The following is a 14,371-nucleotide window of genomic DNA, read 5'->3' as shown; positions in this document are numbered from 1 at the left end:
CGCTTCCGTCGGCTAGCGCCGCGCGGCGACCCGGATCCGGGCATGCTGATGAGGCGTCTGGCGGGCCATATTCATCAACCTCCCTCGCCGGTGCCGGTGGAGCGATGATCTTACCAAGGTGCCCGCCGGACCGGAGGGTGGTCAGGCCTCCGGTCCGGCGGGCCGTCGGGACGGGCCGCCGTGGCGGGCCCGTGGTCAGGAGGCGTGCCGGGGCACGTCGAAGCGGGTGAACGCGGAGCGCTTCGGCAGGCGGTAGGCCTCCCGGCCGGTGATCGCGTTGAGGATGGTCGCGTTGCGCACCGCCCCGATGTCCAGGTTCGGCGCCGAGACGCCATGGCTGTGGATCTCGGCGTTCGCCACGAACACCCGCCCGCCGACGGCCCCGTCGAGCTCCACGGAGTGGTCCAGGCGCACCCGGGGACGGCCCCGCCTGTCCCTGCGCACAAGTCCGTCCACCGGCGCCAGGAAGCCGGGGGTGCGGTTGCGGTAGCCCGTCGCCGCCACCACCAGGTCGGTGGTGTGCTCGAAGCGCTCGCCCGTGTCCCGGTGACGGCACGTCAGCACCACCCCCCGGGACCCCTCCTCCATGGACGCCGACTCGACGGTGATCCCGAACCGCAGCTCCACGTCCGCCAGGCCGTGCTCCAACTGGCGCCGGTAGAGCAGCTCGTGGATCTCCTCCAGGGTGTCGGTGGAGACGCCCTTGTAGAACTGCCACTGCTCGCCCACCAGCCGGTCGCGGACCTCCTGGGGCAGCGAGTGGAAGTACTCCATGTACGCCGGGGTCGTCAGCTCCAGGTTCATCTTGGTGTAGTCGAGCGGGGCGAACGACGAGGTGCGGGTCAGCCAGCTCACGGCCGGGCCGCCCTCGACGTTCCGCCCGAGCAGGTCCACCACCACCTCGGCGCCCGACTGGCCGGAACCGACGACCGTCACCTTCCCGGCGGCGGCCACGTCGGCGGTCCGGTACAGGTAGTCGGAGGTGTGCAGCAGCACCGGCCCGGGCAGGCCGGCCAGCGCGTCCGGGACGTACGGCGCGGTGCCGATGCCCACCACCAGGTCGCGGGCGCGCATCCGCAGCCGGGTGCCGTCACCGCGTACCACCTCCACGGTGAAGCGCTCGGCCGCCGCGTCCCAGCGCACCTCCTCGACCCGGTGGGAGAAACGCACCGAGGGCAGCCTGGCCGCGGCCCAGCGCAGGTAGTCCTCGTACTCCCGGCGCGACGGGAAGAAGTTCTCCCGCACGGTGAACGTGTAGAGCCGGTCCATGTCGTGCAGGTAGGCGAGGAACGACAGGGGGTGCCACGGGGCGACCAGGGTGACCAGGTCGGCGAGGAAGTTCACCTGCATCGAGGCGTCGCCGAACATCATCCCCCGGTGCCAGGTCAGCTCGGGCCGCTCCTCCAGGACGACGAGGTCCACGTCGTCCACGGTCGACGCCAGTGCCGCCAGGCCCAGGTTGAACGGGCCGCAGCCGATGGCCACCACGTCGTGCTCGGCGGTCCGGACGGTGTCGGTCATCGGGGCATGTCCTCCTCCGTGCGCGGGTGGACGAGCAGGGCGGCCGTCTTCTCGGGGAAGGTGACCTCCCCGGCGGGGCGGAAGCCCGCCGCCCCGAACGCCCGCAGCGAGGGCACGTTGGTGACGTCCGGCTCGGCGACCACCCGGACGCACGCCGGGTCGGCGGCCAGCAGACCCCGGGCCAGGACCCGCAGCAGGGTCCGGCCCAGGCCCCGGCCGGTGCGGTCCGCGTCCCCGATGGCGATGTGGACGCCCAGGTCGTGCGGGAGTTCGGCGTAGTGTCCGGCGAGCCGGTCCCGTGCCACCCGGTACACCTCGACGTACGCGAGCGGCCGGCCGTCCAGGTCGATGAGCAGCGGCAGGATCGCGTCGCCCGCGAGGTGCCCGGCGATCTCCTCGTACCAGCGCTCGCGGGGCCACGCCTGGTGCCAGAAGGCGTCGATGTGCGGGGACCGCATCCACCCGTGCACCAGGGCCAGGTCGGCCCCCTCCGGGCGGGCGACACGGGCCGACCACGGGGCGCTGAGCAGCGGCAGCGGGGGACCGGGCACGGTGGTGGCCGGGTGCTGGTGCGCGGACGTCATGCCGTGGCCTCCCGGAAGGGGTTGGGGGCGTCCAGGTAGACGGACTGGGCGTCCAGGGGGGCGAGGACCTCGTCGATGCCGTGCAGCCGGGTCAGCAGGTTGCCCTTGCACGGCAGGGTGTCCGCCTCCAGCCAGCGGCGCGCCAGCCGGTCGCCGTCCGGCCCGGCTTCCGCGAGCGCGGGCAGTGCCGCCCGCAGCCGGCCGGCGAGTACGGCGAGCAGGTCGCGCTCGTCCGCCAGGCCGTCGACGGCGAGGCAGCCGACGACCGACAGCGCCTGGTTGCGCAGCAGGTAGTACGAGAGCCGGTCGTCGACCAGCGCGTCGTCGACCACGGCCAGCGTGGAGGAGTCCGCGCCGAGCCGCTCCAGCAGCCCGGGCAGACGGGACGCCGCCAGGTAATAGCCCTGGTTGTCGCGGAACGTGGCGCCCGTGACCCGGCCCCGCCCGTCCAGCCGGACCAGGGTGTTCTGCTGGTGGGCCTCCAGCCCGATGCCGGTCGCGGCGTACAGGTGCAGCATCGGCACCAGGACCGTGTCGGCGTAGTCGGCCGTCCACCGCTCGGCGGCGCCGGGGCCGAGCGCCGCAACCAGCTCGCCGAGGAGGCTGCGGCCGAGACCGGGGCGCGGGGCGACCAGACCCACCAGGCAGCGCAGTCCGCCGACGCCGTCCGGTACCTCGCGCACGGCGACGTCCAGGCCGGTCACCTCCGGGCCCTCCGGGCGGCCCGGCTCGTCCACCGCGAGCCAGGCGGGGTCGCGGGTGATGGCGAACCCGGGGTGCGCCAGGAAGGTGCTGTCGGCGTATCCGGCGTCGAGGAGCCGGTTGACCTCCAGGCCGCGCCGCAGCTCGGTGCGCGTCGATTCCCGGCGGGAGTTGGTCAGCCGCAGCCCGAGGGAGAGCTTCAGCATCACCTCGGCGCCCGGCCGGTACACCGTCCGCACGCTGGACGTCGGCCACCACTCCGGGCCCAGCTCGCCGAGCGGCTCCAGCGCCCCCGAGGCGACGAGCGCCGCGATCCGGGGCCGGTGGAGCAGGTCCCGGGCCTGCCATGGGTGGGCGGGCACCAGGACCCGGCCGTCGTCCGGGCGCCGTCCGGCCAGGTCGGCGAGGAGCGCGACGGTGTCCCGGCCGGCCAGGGAGGGCGCCCCCTCGACCGCGTCGTGGGAGACGACCGAGGCGTCGGCGGCGAACCAGTGCAGCCGGAAGGAGCCGCGCAGCTCGGGCGAGAAGGCGGCGGCCTCGTGGTCGGAGATCCCGTCACGGCTCTTGGGCGCGGGGTGGTGCAGATGGCCGAGCAGCAGCGCCTGTTCGGCGTCGAGGAAGCCGTCGACCCCGGGCGGCGGCTGCGGGTGGGCCCGCCGGTCGGTGAGGAACGCGGCGACCCGGCGTACGGACTCGGCGGTGCGCTCCACCAGGTCGGCGACCTCACCGGCCGGGACCCCGCCGGGCCGGCCGCCGCCGCGCACCGAGGCCTCGGTGGACAGCAGGGCGACGGCCGTCACCGGGTCGGCGACCGGGCCGAGCGGTCCGCCGGGGCCCTCCAGACGGGTCGGCGCGAAACGGTGCCAGCCGGTGGGGGAGCGGTGCGTCACCTCCGTGACCAGGGCGAGCCCGGCGGTGGGCAGCTCCACCCGGAGCGGGCCGGGTGCCACGGGCGTCCCCGTCTCGCGGAGCCAGCACCGGAGCAGGGCCTCGACGTGGGCGTGCTCGGCGGCGCCCCGGGGGTCGAGCGTGTGCAGCGGGTCGGCCGCGCCGGCCGGGGTGGTGGTTGCCGCCGTGGTGGTGATGCTCATGCGGCGCCCTCCTCGAAGAGTCGTTCACAGGTGCGGCCGGCGTCGAGGACGGTGTCCACGAGCCCGTCGATGTCGTCGGTGGTGGCGGTGGGGTTGAGCAGGGTGAACTTCAGGCACACCCGGGCCGGCGAGCCCGGTCCGCCGGTGGCCGCCTCGGTGCGCCCGACCAGGGCGGTGCCGGACTCCAGCAGGGTGCGCCGCAGCGCCCCGTTGAGCCGGTCCGACGCGGCCGGGTCGGCGCTGCGGTAGCGGAAGACCACCGTGGTCAGCTCGGCCGGGGCGACCAGTTCCAGCCGGGGCTCCGCGCGGACGCGCCGCTCGGCGTGGCGGGCCAGGTCGTGGCAGGTGTCGACCATGCGGCCCAGGCCGGTGCGGCCGTACGCCAGCAGGGTGGCGGCGGCCTTCACCGCGTCGGGCCGGCGGGTGGTCTGGAGGCTGCGGCCGAGGAGGCCGTCGTACCCGGCATCGGCGTCGTCGGCCGGGTTGAGGTAGGCGACCTGCCGGTCCAGGGAGGCGAACGCGGTCGTGTCGGAGACCAGCAGCACACTGGTGGCGGCCGGCTGCCAGCCGATCTTGTGCAGGTCCAGGGTGACCGAGTCGGCCAGCTCCAGCCCCGCCAGGCGTCCGGCCAGCCGCTCGGAGAACAGCGCGCCGAACCCGTACGCGGCGTCGACGTGCATCCACAGCCCGTGCTCCGCGGCGATCTCGGCGATCTCCGGCAGGGGGTCGACCGAGCCGAAGTCCGTGGTGCCGGCGGTGGCGACCACCGCGATCGGGGTCCGGTCCGGGCCCAGCGCGGCCAGGGCGGCGGCGAGCGCGTCGGGCCGCATCCGCCGGTGCGCGTCGACCGGTACGGGGCGTACGGCGGCCTCGCCCAGCCCGAGGGCGGCGCAGGCGCGGTGGGTGGAGAAGTGGGCGAGCTCGGAGCAGAACACCACGGGGCCCGGCAGCGCGGCCACCCCGTGCGCGCGGGCGTCGACGCCGCGCCGCAGCGCGGCGGAGTCCCGGGCGAGCAGCAGGCCCATCAGGTTGGACAGGGACCCGCCGGGCGTGAGGACGCCATCGGCCCGCTCCCCGAGCCCGGCCAGCCGGATCAGGGCGTCGATGAGCCAGCGTTCGACCGCCAGGGCGGAGGCGCCGGAGTCGTAGGTGTCCAGGGAGGCGTTGCCGGCGCCGGCCAGGGCGTCCGCGGCGACCGCGACCGCCAGCGCCGGCGGTTGCAGATGGGCGGCGGCGCGCGGGTGGGACAGGTCGATGCCGTGCTCGACCAGCACCGTGGTCAGCAACTGGAGCGCGGCCTTGGGGCCGAGCCCCTCCGCGGGCAGTTCGGCGGGGCCGAGCGCCCGCGCGGCCGCGGCGAGGACGTCGGCGGGGGCGCCCGCCGGGACGGGGCCGTCCGGCCGGCGCGCGTGCGACGCGGTGTCGACCGCCTCGGCGAGCGTGGCGAGGACCTCGGCGAGCCCGTCGTGGGAGCCGGCGAGCAGGGCCGGTGCGAAGGGGGACTGCGGGGGTCGCGTCCTGGTCAGCGGGGTCACGCCCGGTCTCCTCGGTGCTCGGCCAGCGGGTTGGGGTGCGTGCCGTTCGGGTACAGCGCGTGCCGCAGCGCCCGGTCGGTGTAGCGGGTGACCACGATCCGGTCGCGGTTGAGGCCGTAGCGGGGGATCTCGGGGGTGAGCAGGTCGTACTCGGCGAACCGCTCGGACAGCTCGGGGAACCGCTTCTGGAAGTCGAGGATCGTCCGCCGCACCAGGCCCCAGAACTCCTTCTCCGGCACGCCGAGGCCGTCGGCGCACAGGGGCGCGAGGTAGCGGAAGTGGCCGACGAAGACCTGGTCGACGACGTGCTGTTTGATGATCGAGGGGTGTTTGCGGGGAAGCACGTGGTCGTGGCCGTCCGGTTCGGGACCGCGCTCGGGCACGTCGGTGAACGACACGCACACGTCGTCCACGAAGTCCTTCAGGTACAGGCGGACCGGCACGTCGTTCCCGTCGTACCCGATCAGGGTGTTCTGCCCGTGCGGGTTGAAGGTGACGCCGTAGCGGTACAGCACGTGCATCACCGGCACCAGGAGGGTGTCGAAGAGGCGCCGCAGCCACTCCCGCGGGTCGAGCCCGGAGGCGCGGACGAGTTCGGCGACGAACGCGTCACCGGCACTGTCGACGTGGAGCAGGGACGCGAAGGTGCGCACCCGCTCGCCGGGGTCCTTGCGCGATGACACCGACTCGCGCCAGATGCAGCCGAGCGTCTCCAGGTGCTGGTAGGGCGTGTCCTCCAGCCGGGTGAGGTAGGGGTGCCGGACGGTCACCGAGGCCACCTCGCCGAGGAAGACGGTGCGGCACTCCTCGGTCAGGAAGGCGTCCCGCTCCACGAGCCCGCGCAGCCACTGGGTGACCACGGGCGCGCCCATGGTGCAGTGCGGCGGGATGCCGCGCCAGACCAGGGTGTTGAGGATCTTCAGGGGGAGTTTGACGTCGTACCGCTCGGGGGTGGTGACGTTGGCCATCGTCCGGATGGACTGGCCGGGCAGGTACGCGTCCGGGCTCTCGCCCAGCGGGATGACGCGGCGCTGCGCCACGTCGGCGGCGTGCAGGACCTGGACGGCGTGGTCCCACTGCCAGGGGTGCACGGGCATCCAGACGTAGCCCTGGGGGTCGACGCCCGCCGCCTGGAGCACGGCCGTGAACCGGGCGCGGGTCTCCTCGTCCAGTTCGCGGGCCAGGACGTCGCTCTCGGACAGTTCGGAGGTGCCCCGGAACTCGGCCAGGCCGCGGTGCACGGCCACCCACAGGAGCGCCAGCGACCGCGCGGACTCGGGGGCGTAGGCGCGGACGTCGGTGGCGGAGAAGCCGATGCGGCCCTTGTTGGCGACGAGCAGGTTGTGCCCGGTCATCCGGCATTCCAGCTCGGTGTGGTCCAGGGCGCGCAGTTCCGCCACGGTCTCGCCGCCGTGGGTGATGCGGGCGGCGTCGACGGCCAGGGTGGCGGACAGCTCGGTGAAGTAGGTGGCGACGGTCGAGGGGTCGGTGCCGAGGGTGGAGGCGGCCTCGATGAGGAACTGCTGGGCGTCCCAGGCGGGTTGGGCGATGGCGTTCCCGAGCATGCTGGTGGCGGTGCGGGTGATGGACGCCGGGTCGACCCGCAGCCAGCCGAAGGCCCCGGGGGTGGCCTCGAACGCGTAGGTGGTGCCGCTGTCGAGGTCGACGCGGTACCCGCCGTCGCCGGTCCCGACCGCCTTGAGCATGTCCTCGAAGCACCATTCACCGATCGCTTTGGCGAGGAGGCGCCGGTTGGCCTCGCGCCAGGCCGCGGGGGCCACATCGGGCAGCGCGGGAACGGGATGGTCGGCGGGGGTGGGCATCAGGCGGCTCCGATGTCTGTCCGGATCAGTGCGCTCGAACGCCTGGACGTCCAAGCGGGCTTAGATTAGGTTAGGCTTACCTAATGGACAAGGTCAACTTTCAGCCACGCCAGGCCAGTTGACGCCTGACGCAACGTCAGCCATGACGGACCGTCGGCTGGACCCGGGCGGGGAAGGGCCCTGCCCCCGCTCTCCAAGGAGGTGATCAGCGGTGCCACCACGGCCTCGGACCCCGCGCTGGACCTTCGCCCTCGTCAGCGCCGGTGGCGTGATGATGACCCTGGACGTCACGGTGGTGAACGTCGCGCTGTCCGGCATCGCCCAGGACCTGGAAACGGGCCTGGGCAAGGCGCAGTGGACCGTGTCGGCCTACTCCCTGGCCTTCGGCGCCCTGCTCCTCACCGCCGGCGCGCTCTCCGACCGCCTGGGGCGCCGCACCGTCTTCACCGCCGGCATGGCCCTGTTCACCCTCGCGTCCGCCGCCTGCGGACTGGCGCCCGGCGCCGGCACCCTCATCGCCGCCCGCGCAGCCCAGGGGCTGGGCGGCGCCATGGTGTTCGCCCCCACCCTCGCCCTGCTGGCCGCCGCGTACGCCGGGGCCCGCCGCCAGGCCGCGATTGCCGCCTTCGCCGCCATCGCCTCCGCCGCCGGCGCGCTCGGCCCCATCGTCGGCGGACTCTTCGTCCAACTGCTCGGCTGGCGCTGGATCTTCCTGGTCAACGTGCCCATCGGCATCCTGGTCGTGGCGGGCGCGCTCACCCGCATGCCCGAGTCGACGGCCCCGCCGGGCACCCGGCGCCGGCTGGACCCGCTGGGCGCCGCCCTCGGCGTGGGGGCGCTCCTCGCGCTGCACTACCCACTGGTCACCGGCCCCGAGGCCGGCTGGACGGCACCGCGGGTGCTGCTCCCGGCCGCCCTCGGGGTCGTTCTCGCCGCCGCCCTGGTGGTCAGCCAGCGCCGGGGCGACGGCCTGCTCGACATGACCCTGCTGCGGATCAGGGCCTTCTCCGGCGCCGCCCTGCTGGGCTTCCTCGCCCGGCTCTCCAGCCTCGGCGTCCTCGCCTTCGTCACGCTCTGGCTCCAGAGCGCCCACGCGTACTCGCCCCTGGAGGTCGGACTGCACCTGCTCCCGCTGACCGGCAGCCTGCTGGTGGCCGGGCTGTTCGTCGCCCGCCTCCAACGGGCCCTGCCCGCTGACCTGCTGGTCGCCGGCGGCTTCGCGGCACAGGGCCTGGGGCTGCTTGGGCTCGCCGCCGCCGGGGCGGGCGGCGACCGCGCCCTCACGGTGGCCGCGCTGGTGCTCCTGGGCACCGGAGGGGCCGTCATCTTCCCGCCCCTGATGGGCATCGCGGTGGGTGCCGCGCCCGCCGACCGGGCCGGTATGGCCAGCGGGCTGACCAACGCCTGCTACCCGCTCGGCACCGCCACCGGCGTCGCCGTCTTCGGCGCCCTGTTCTCCGCCCGGCTGAGCGACGGCCTCGGTACGGGGCCGGGAGCCACCGGGCCGGTGCGCGAGGCCGTCGAGACCGGAAGGTTCGAGCTCCTCGACCCCGCGCTCCTGCCCGTCGCGCGCACCGCCTTCGCGGGTGCGTTCAGCACCGTGTGCCTGGCCTCGGCGCTGGTGTGCCTGGTCGGCGTGCTGGCCGCCCGGACGCTCAGGGCCGGGACGGAGGCCGCGGGCGGCCGCGCGGAGCGCCCCCGGTCCCGGATCGCCCGGGCCTCCTGAGCCGCCCGACCGGTCGCCGGGGCCTCGTGGGGCGCCCCACCCGGTCCCCGGTCGCCGGGGCCTCCCGGGGCGCCCCACCCGAGCCTTGGCGGCCCGGGCCTTCCGGGGCGCCCCACCGGCCGGCCCACCCCGTCACAGCCGCCGCAGCAGCCACACCAGGTACGGGGCGCCGACCAGCGCCGTGACGATGCCCACCGGGATCTCGGTCGGTGCCAGCAGCCAGCGCCCCAGCGCGTCCGAGGACACCACCAGCACCGCCCCCAGCACGGCGGCCATCGGTACCATCCGCGCCGTGCCGTTGCCCACGATCCGCCGCGCCAGGTGCGGCGCCACCAGGCCCACGAAGCCCACCGCGCCCACCGCCGCCGCCGTACCCGCCGCCAGCACCGCGCCCGCGCCCAGCACGAGCAGCCGGGCCCGGCCCAGCTCCAGCCCCAGGGCGCGCGGCAGTTCGTCGCCGAGCGACAGCAGGTTCACCGGCCGCGCGGCGACCACCAGCAGCACCGCCACCACCGCGGGCAGGGCCAGCCAGCCCAGCGCGGAGTAGTCCCGGGCGTAAGTGCTGCCCGCCAGCCAGCCGAGCGCCGACGAGACGTTCATCTGCGCGCCCACGACCATGATGTTGACCAGCGCCATCGAGGTGGCGGCGGCCCCGAGGCCCACCAGCACCACCCGGGTCGGGTCCAGCCCGGTCCGGACGCCCCCGGTGCCGCCCCGGGCGACCAGCACCACCAGCGCCAGCATCAGCACGCCGCCCGTCCCCGCGGCCGCCGGCAGGGCCACCAGCGGCGCCGAGGGCACCACCAGGATGACCGCGATCGCGCCGAGCGACGCCCCGCCGGTCACCCCGACGAGCCCGGGCTCGGCCAGCGGGTTGCGCACCACCGCCTGCACCGCCGCCCCCGCCACCGCGAGGCACGCCCCGGCCAGCGCGGCCACCAGGACGCGGGGCAGCCGGTAGTCCACCACCGCCTCGGTGATCCCCTCCGCCGAACCGAACAGCGCCGCCCCCAGCCGGCTCCAGGTGATCTCGACGTCCCCCACGCGCAGCGAGACGGCCATCGCGACGGCCAGCGCCACCAGCCCGCCGCCCAGGGCCACCACGTAGGCGGGGGCGCGCCGCCGGCCGGACACGACCACCGCGGCGCCCGTGTCGGCGTCACCGGTGCTCACCCGGCGGGCCAGCGCCATGAACACCGGGCCGCCGATCAGCGCCGTCACCACACCCACCGGGATCTCGGCGGGCTGCGTGGCGGACGGCGTGACGATCAACTGCGCGGCCGCGTCGGCGCCCAGCACCAGCGCGGAGGCCAGCAGCGCCGCCATCGGGATGAGCGCGGCGTGCGCGCGGATGCCGAGCTGACGGACGATCACCGGCCCGATGAGCCCCACGAAGCCGATCGGCCCGGCCAGCGACACGGCCGCGGCCGACAGCAGCACGGCGACCAGGAAGGCGGCCGGGCGCACCTTCTCCACCCGTACACCCATGGCCTCGGCCGTCTCGTCCCCCAGCGCCAGCAGGTCCAGCGGCCGGGCCAGCAGCGGGGCCAGCAGCGCGCCGGCGGCGACGACCGCGCCCAGCACCAGCGGCCGCTCCAGGCCGGACTGCATCAGGGTGCCGTTGCCCCAGAAGAACAGCCCGCGGGTCGCCTGCACGTCGAGCATCTGGAGGAACTCGGCCGCCGACGTCCCCGCCAGCGCCACGGTCGCACCGGCGAGCAGCACCCGCCCGGGCGTCATCACACCGCTGCGGCTGAGCAGGTACACCACGGCGACCGCGACGAGCCCGCCCAGGAACGCCGCCCCGCCGGCCGGCAGCGGCCCCAGGTCGATCCCGGCGAAGGCCACGAGCACCACCGCGAAGTACGCCCCGGCGTTGACGCCCAGCGTGTCGGGCGCCGCCAGCGGGTTGCGGGTCGCGCCCTGGACGAGGACCCCGGACACGCCGAGCGCGACGCCGACGACCAGCCCGGTGAGCGTGCGCGGCAGCCGGCTGCCGAGCAGGACGTCCTCGGTGCGCGCGTCGCCGTGGCCGAGGAGCAGGTCCAGGATGTCGCCGGTGCCCACGCCCGACGCGCCCAGCCCGAGGTGGACCACGACGACCAGGCACAGGGCGAGGGACAGGCCACCGCCCACGAGCACGGCTCGTGGGCGGTGGCCGAGCGGACGGGCGGTGGGTGCGGCCGTCGTCAGTTCCCGGGCCATCAGACCTTCAGGGCCTTGCCGGTCTCGTCGAGGATGTGGATCGCGGACAGCGGCCCCCCGAAGAGCCAGGTGCCCGGGTCGAGCGGCAGCGCCCGGTCCTTCGCGACGAAGTCCAGGCCCTTCCACACGGCGTTGCCCGCCAGGTCGCCGGTGAACGGGTTGTCGTTGTCGGCGGCGACGTACAGGAAGGTGGCGTCCTTCTCGACCTTGGTCAGGCCCTCGACGCCGACCGTCGTCATGCCCCACGCGTCGGACTGGCCCTTCCAGCCGTTCTTCAGCCCGGCGAGGCCCAGCACCTGCGGGGCGATGGCGTCGTCGGTGAGCATCCGGATGGACGCGGTGCCGTTGGCGGTGAAGCCCTGTGCGAGCGCGTACTTCAGGCCGCCCTTGCCCGCCTTGTCCAGCCGGCCCTTCAGGTCGGCGGCCGCGGTGTCGATCCGGCCGGTGACCTCCGCTGCCTTGTCCCCCTTGCCGACCGCCTTCGCCAGCTCGCCGAAGTTCTTCTTCATCGTCTCCAGTTGCGGCTTGGTGGTGTACGTGAACGACAGCACCGGCGCGATGGCCCGGAGCTGCTTGAGGTTGGCCTTCGACCGGTCGTTGTCGATCACGATCAGGTCCGGCTGGAGGGCCCGGATCTTCTCCAGGCTGGGCTCGTTGCGGTCGCCCACGTCGGTCACCCCGCCGGGCAGGCCGGCCCCCTTGGCGGTGATCCAGGTGCCGTACCCCTTGTTGTCGGCGTTGCCGACCGGGGTGACGCCGAGGGCGACCAGTTCCTCGGTGTACGTCCACTCCAGCGCCACGACCTTGGTCGCGGGCTTGTCCAGGCTCACCTTGCCCTGGGCGGTGTCGACGGTGATACGCCCCTTCGCGGGCCCGCCGCCGCTCTTCCCGTCGCCCGTGGTCTCCCCGACGGTGCCGGAGCCGCATCCGGTGACGAGGGCCAGGGCCACGGCGGTACCGCCCGTCGCGAGGGCGCGCAGCATTCTCTGCATGGTGCATCTCTCCTTGTGTGCTGGTGGTGCGGAGCGCGGGCGGACCGCCGGCGCGGCGCCGGGTCCGGGACGCGGCGGGGGCCGGGACCGCCGGGTTCAGGACGCGGCGGGGGCCTGGGACCGCCGGGGGAAACAGGCGAGGTAGCCGGTGGCCGGATCACGGACGACGCTGACGCGCAGGCCGAAGGCTTGCTCGATGACGTCCGGGGTGAGCACGTCGTCGGCCGCTCCCGAGGCGGCGATGCCGCCGTCGGCGACCACCACGACGTCGTCGGCGTAGGCGGCGGCCTGCATCAGGTCGTGCAGCACCACGCCCACGGCGATGTCGTGCTCCCGCGCCAGCCGCCGCACCACGTCGAGGACTTCGAACTGGTGGCGCATGTCGAGGTACGTGGTGGGCTCGTCCAGCAGCAGCACCCCGGCCCGCTGCGCCAGCACCATGGCCAGCCAGGCGCGCTGGCGCTCGCCGCCCGACAGCTCGTCGAGGCGCCGCTCGACCAGGGGGGCGGCGTCGGTGACGTCGAGCGCCCAGTCGATCGCCTCCGTGTCCTCGCCCGTGTGCGGGGCGAGCGCGCCGCGATGGGCGTACCTGCCGTGCCGTACCAGCTCACGGACCGTCACCCCGGCCGGCGACTGCGAGGTCTGGGGGAGGAACGCCAGCCGCTGCGACAACGTGCGGCGGGCGAACGACGCGAGCGGGGCGCCGTCGACCCGGACCTCCCCGGCGAGCGGCGGCAGCAGCCCCGCCACCGTACGCAACAGGGTGGACTTGCCGCAGCCGTTGGGGCCGACCAGCACGGTGATCGCCCCCGCCCGTAACGACAGGTCGACCTGCTTCAGCACCGGGCGACCGCCGTGCCCCACGTCGAGGTCCTTCGCCACCAGGCGGACGTCGCCCATGGACACCAACTTCCCTTCCCCCACCGCCGTTCCGACGGCGCCACCCTACAACTTAGGTAAGGCACACCTTAGATGTCCGGCGTCGATCGGCTCCCTTGTGACCATGTCGAGATCTCCCTCACTACCCCACGCCCCCTCCGCGCACACTCAAGACCCTTGTGCGTCATGGTTGTTGAGGAGTACTGACACACGTCCCGCACACCGTGGGCGGGGCGGGGACGGCATGAGGACGGTACGGGGAGAATCCTTTCGGGAGGTCCGCGCCTCTTATACGTGTCCCGGCGACCGCGCCGGGCCGGACAAGGGAGGTCGCCGTGATCACCGCAATCGCCGTCGCCGTCGGAGCCGTCCTGCTCTGCGCGTGCACACTGGCCGTACTGCGCAGACGGGGGCGGACCCGTGGCTGAGACGACGCGCTGGCCCGGCGAACGGCTGGTCGCCGCCGCCCAGCGCGGTGACGTCGCCTCGCTCACCGCGCTGGTGTCCGGCGCCCACCCGAACGTGCGGCGCTTCGCCCGCTCCCTGTGCGCCACTCCGGAGGACGCCGAGGACGCGGCACAGGAGGCGCTGATCATCCTGTACCGCAAGATCGGGATGCTGCGGGCGTCCGGCGCCCTGGCGTCCTGGATGTTCCGCATCGTCCGCAACGAGTGCCTGCGGCGCGCCCGAACGGTGCTGCGGGACCAGGCGCAGCCGCTGGACCACGCCCTGCCGGAGGCCGCCACCGTGCGGTCGGCCGAGGAGGAGGTGCTCCAGCGCCTGGAAGCCGGCCGGGTGGCGGCCGCCATCGCCGCGCTGCCGGACGACCAGCGCCGGGTGCTGATCATGCGGGACGTCCAGGGCCACAGCGGCCGGACGGTCGCCGACGCCCTGGGCCTCAGCACGGCCGCCATGAAGTCACGGCTGCACCGGGCCCGCGCGGCCCTCCAGCACGCACTGCCGGACCCGTCCGGCCCGGACCACGGAAGGAACCGATGACGGTGACGAGTACAGGGACCCCCGATTTCGCCAGTACGTCGCTGCCCCGGCACCTGGCCCGCGGCGCGGCCGGGTTCGGCGCCCTGATCGGCGCGTTCGCCCTGCTGCCGGTCGTCGGGCCATGGAGCCTGCTCCTGCTGCCGGCCGGCGTGCTGGCGCTGCGCGGCTGCCCGATGTGCTGGACGATCGGCCTGGTCCAGACCGTGACGCGAGGACGCCTGGAGCGCTCCTGCGAGGACGGCCGGTGCACCCTCGCTCCCGCCGGCCGGACCGGGCGAGGGCTCCACGAACCGGTGCCCTGACGGCCCGCCGGC

11 protein-coding genes are annotated in these 14,371 nt (G+C 74.8%); 3 read left to right on the top strand and 8 right to left on the bottom strand.

Annotated elements, in window-relative coordinates:
• Nucleotides 1-195 precede the first annotated feature (195 nt).
• Genes ACZ7LK_RS18925 through ACZ7LK_RS18905 form a run of 5 tightly spaced genes read right to left on the bottom strand, consistent with a single transcriptional unit; the run spans nt 196 to nt 7,256 of the window.
• Nucleotides 196-1,521, bottom strand: a complete 1,326-nt coding sequence (locus ACZ7LK_RS18925) for a lysine N(6)-hydroxylase/L-ornithine N(5)-oxygenase family protein (RefSeq protein WP_471141993.1) — start codon at nt 1,519-1,521, stop codon at nt 196-198.
• A complete protein-coding gene (locus tag ACZ7LK_RS18920; RefSeq protein ID WP_471141990.1) occupies nt 1,518-2,105 on the bottom strand; it encodes a GNAT family N-acetyltransferase in 588 nt (195 codons plus the stop codon). Before ACZ7LK_RS18920 ends, ACZ7LK_RS18925 begins: the two co-directional genes overlap by 4 nt.
• Nucleotides 2,102-3,898, bottom strand: coding sequence for an IucA/IucC family protein (locus ACZ7LK_RS18915; protein WP_469461404.1), 1,797 nt, complete (start codon nt 3,896-3,898; stop codon nt 2,102-2,104). The genes ACZ7LK_RS18920 and ACZ7LK_RS18915 overlap by 4 nt, the downstream gene beginning before the upstream one ends.
• Nucleotides 3,895-5,433, bottom strand: coding sequence for a pyridoxal phosphate-dependent decarboxylase family protein (locus tag ACZ7LK_RS18910; protein WP_471141987.1), 1,539 nt, complete (start codon nt 5,431-5,433; stop codon nt 3,895-3,897). Before ACZ7LK_RS18910 ends, ACZ7LK_RS18915 begins: the two co-directional genes overlap by 4 nt.
• Entirely contained in the window at nt 5,430-7,256 is a 1,827-nt protein-coding gene (locus ACZ7LK_RS18905; protein WP_471141985.1) for an IucA/IucC family protein, read from the bottom strand. The genes ACZ7LK_RS18910 and ACZ7LK_RS18905 overlap by 4 nt, the downstream gene beginning before the upstream one ends.
• 211 nt (nt 7,257-7,467) lie before the next feature.
• Between ACZ7LK_RS18905 and ACZ7LK_RS18900 the strand changes: the two genes are divergently transcribed.
• Nucleotides 7,468-8,982 carry an MFS transporter gene (locus ACZ7LK_RS18900; protein ID WP_469461410.1) on the top strand — a complete coding sequence of 505 codons (1,515 nt, stop codon included), beginning with the start codon at nt 7,468-7,470 and terminating at the stop codon, nt 8,980-8,982.
• 132 nt (nt 8,983-9,114) lie between these two features.
• Here ACZ7LK_RS18900 and ACZ7LK_RS18895 read toward each other — a convergent pair whose 3' ends face one another.
• The 3 genes from ACZ7LK_RS18895 to ACZ7LK_RS18885 form a co-directional block, all read right to left on the bottom strand.
• Nucleotides 9,115-11,187, bottom strand: a complete 2,073-nt coding sequence (locus tag ACZ7LK_RS18895; RefSeq protein WP_392274177.1) for an iron ABC transporter permease — start codon at nt 11,185-11,187, stop codon at nt 9,115-9,117.
• Complete coding sequence (locus ACZ7LK_RS18890) at nt 11,187-12,179, bottom strand: ABC transporter substrate-binding protein (RefSeq protein WP_392274176.1); 993 nt, start codon at nt 12,177-12,179, stop codon at nt 11,187-11,189. Before ACZ7LK_RS18890 ends, ACZ7LK_RS18895 begins: the two co-directional genes overlap by 1 nt.
• 96 nt (nt 12,180-12,275) lie before the next feature.
• Nucleotides 12,276-13,079, bottom strand: a complete 804-nt coding sequence (locus ACZ7LK_RS18885) for an ABC transporter ATP-binding protein (protein WP_471141979.1) — start codon at nt 13,077-13,079, stop codon at nt 12,276-12,278.
• Nucleotides 13,080-13,478: 399 nt separating this feature from the next.
• Here ACZ7LK_RS18885 and ACZ7LK_RS18880 point away from each other — a divergent pair, with 399 nt between their 5' ends.
• Together ACZ7LK_RS18880 and ACZ7LK_RS18875 are read left to right on the top strand one after the other, a co-directional pair.
• Entirely contained in the window at nt 13,479-14,057 is a 579-nt protein-coding gene (locus ACZ7LK_RS18880; RefSeq protein WP_392274174.1) for an RNA polymerase sigma factor, read from the top strand.
• Nucleotides 14,054-14,359, top strand: a complete 306-nt coding sequence (locus tag ACZ7LK_RS18875; RefSeq protein ID WP_469461414.1) for a hypothetical protein — start codon at nt 14,054-14,056, stop codon at nt 14,357-14,359. Before ACZ7LK_RS18880 ends, ACZ7LK_RS18875 begins: the two co-directional genes overlap by 4 nt.
• Nucleotides 14,360-14,371: the final 12 nt, after the last annotated feature.

This window comes from Streptomyces sp. NPDC039423, from assembly GCF_055598725.1.
Note: the sequence above shows the minus strand (reverse complement) of the source record. Positions and strands in the feature narration are given on the sequence as shown.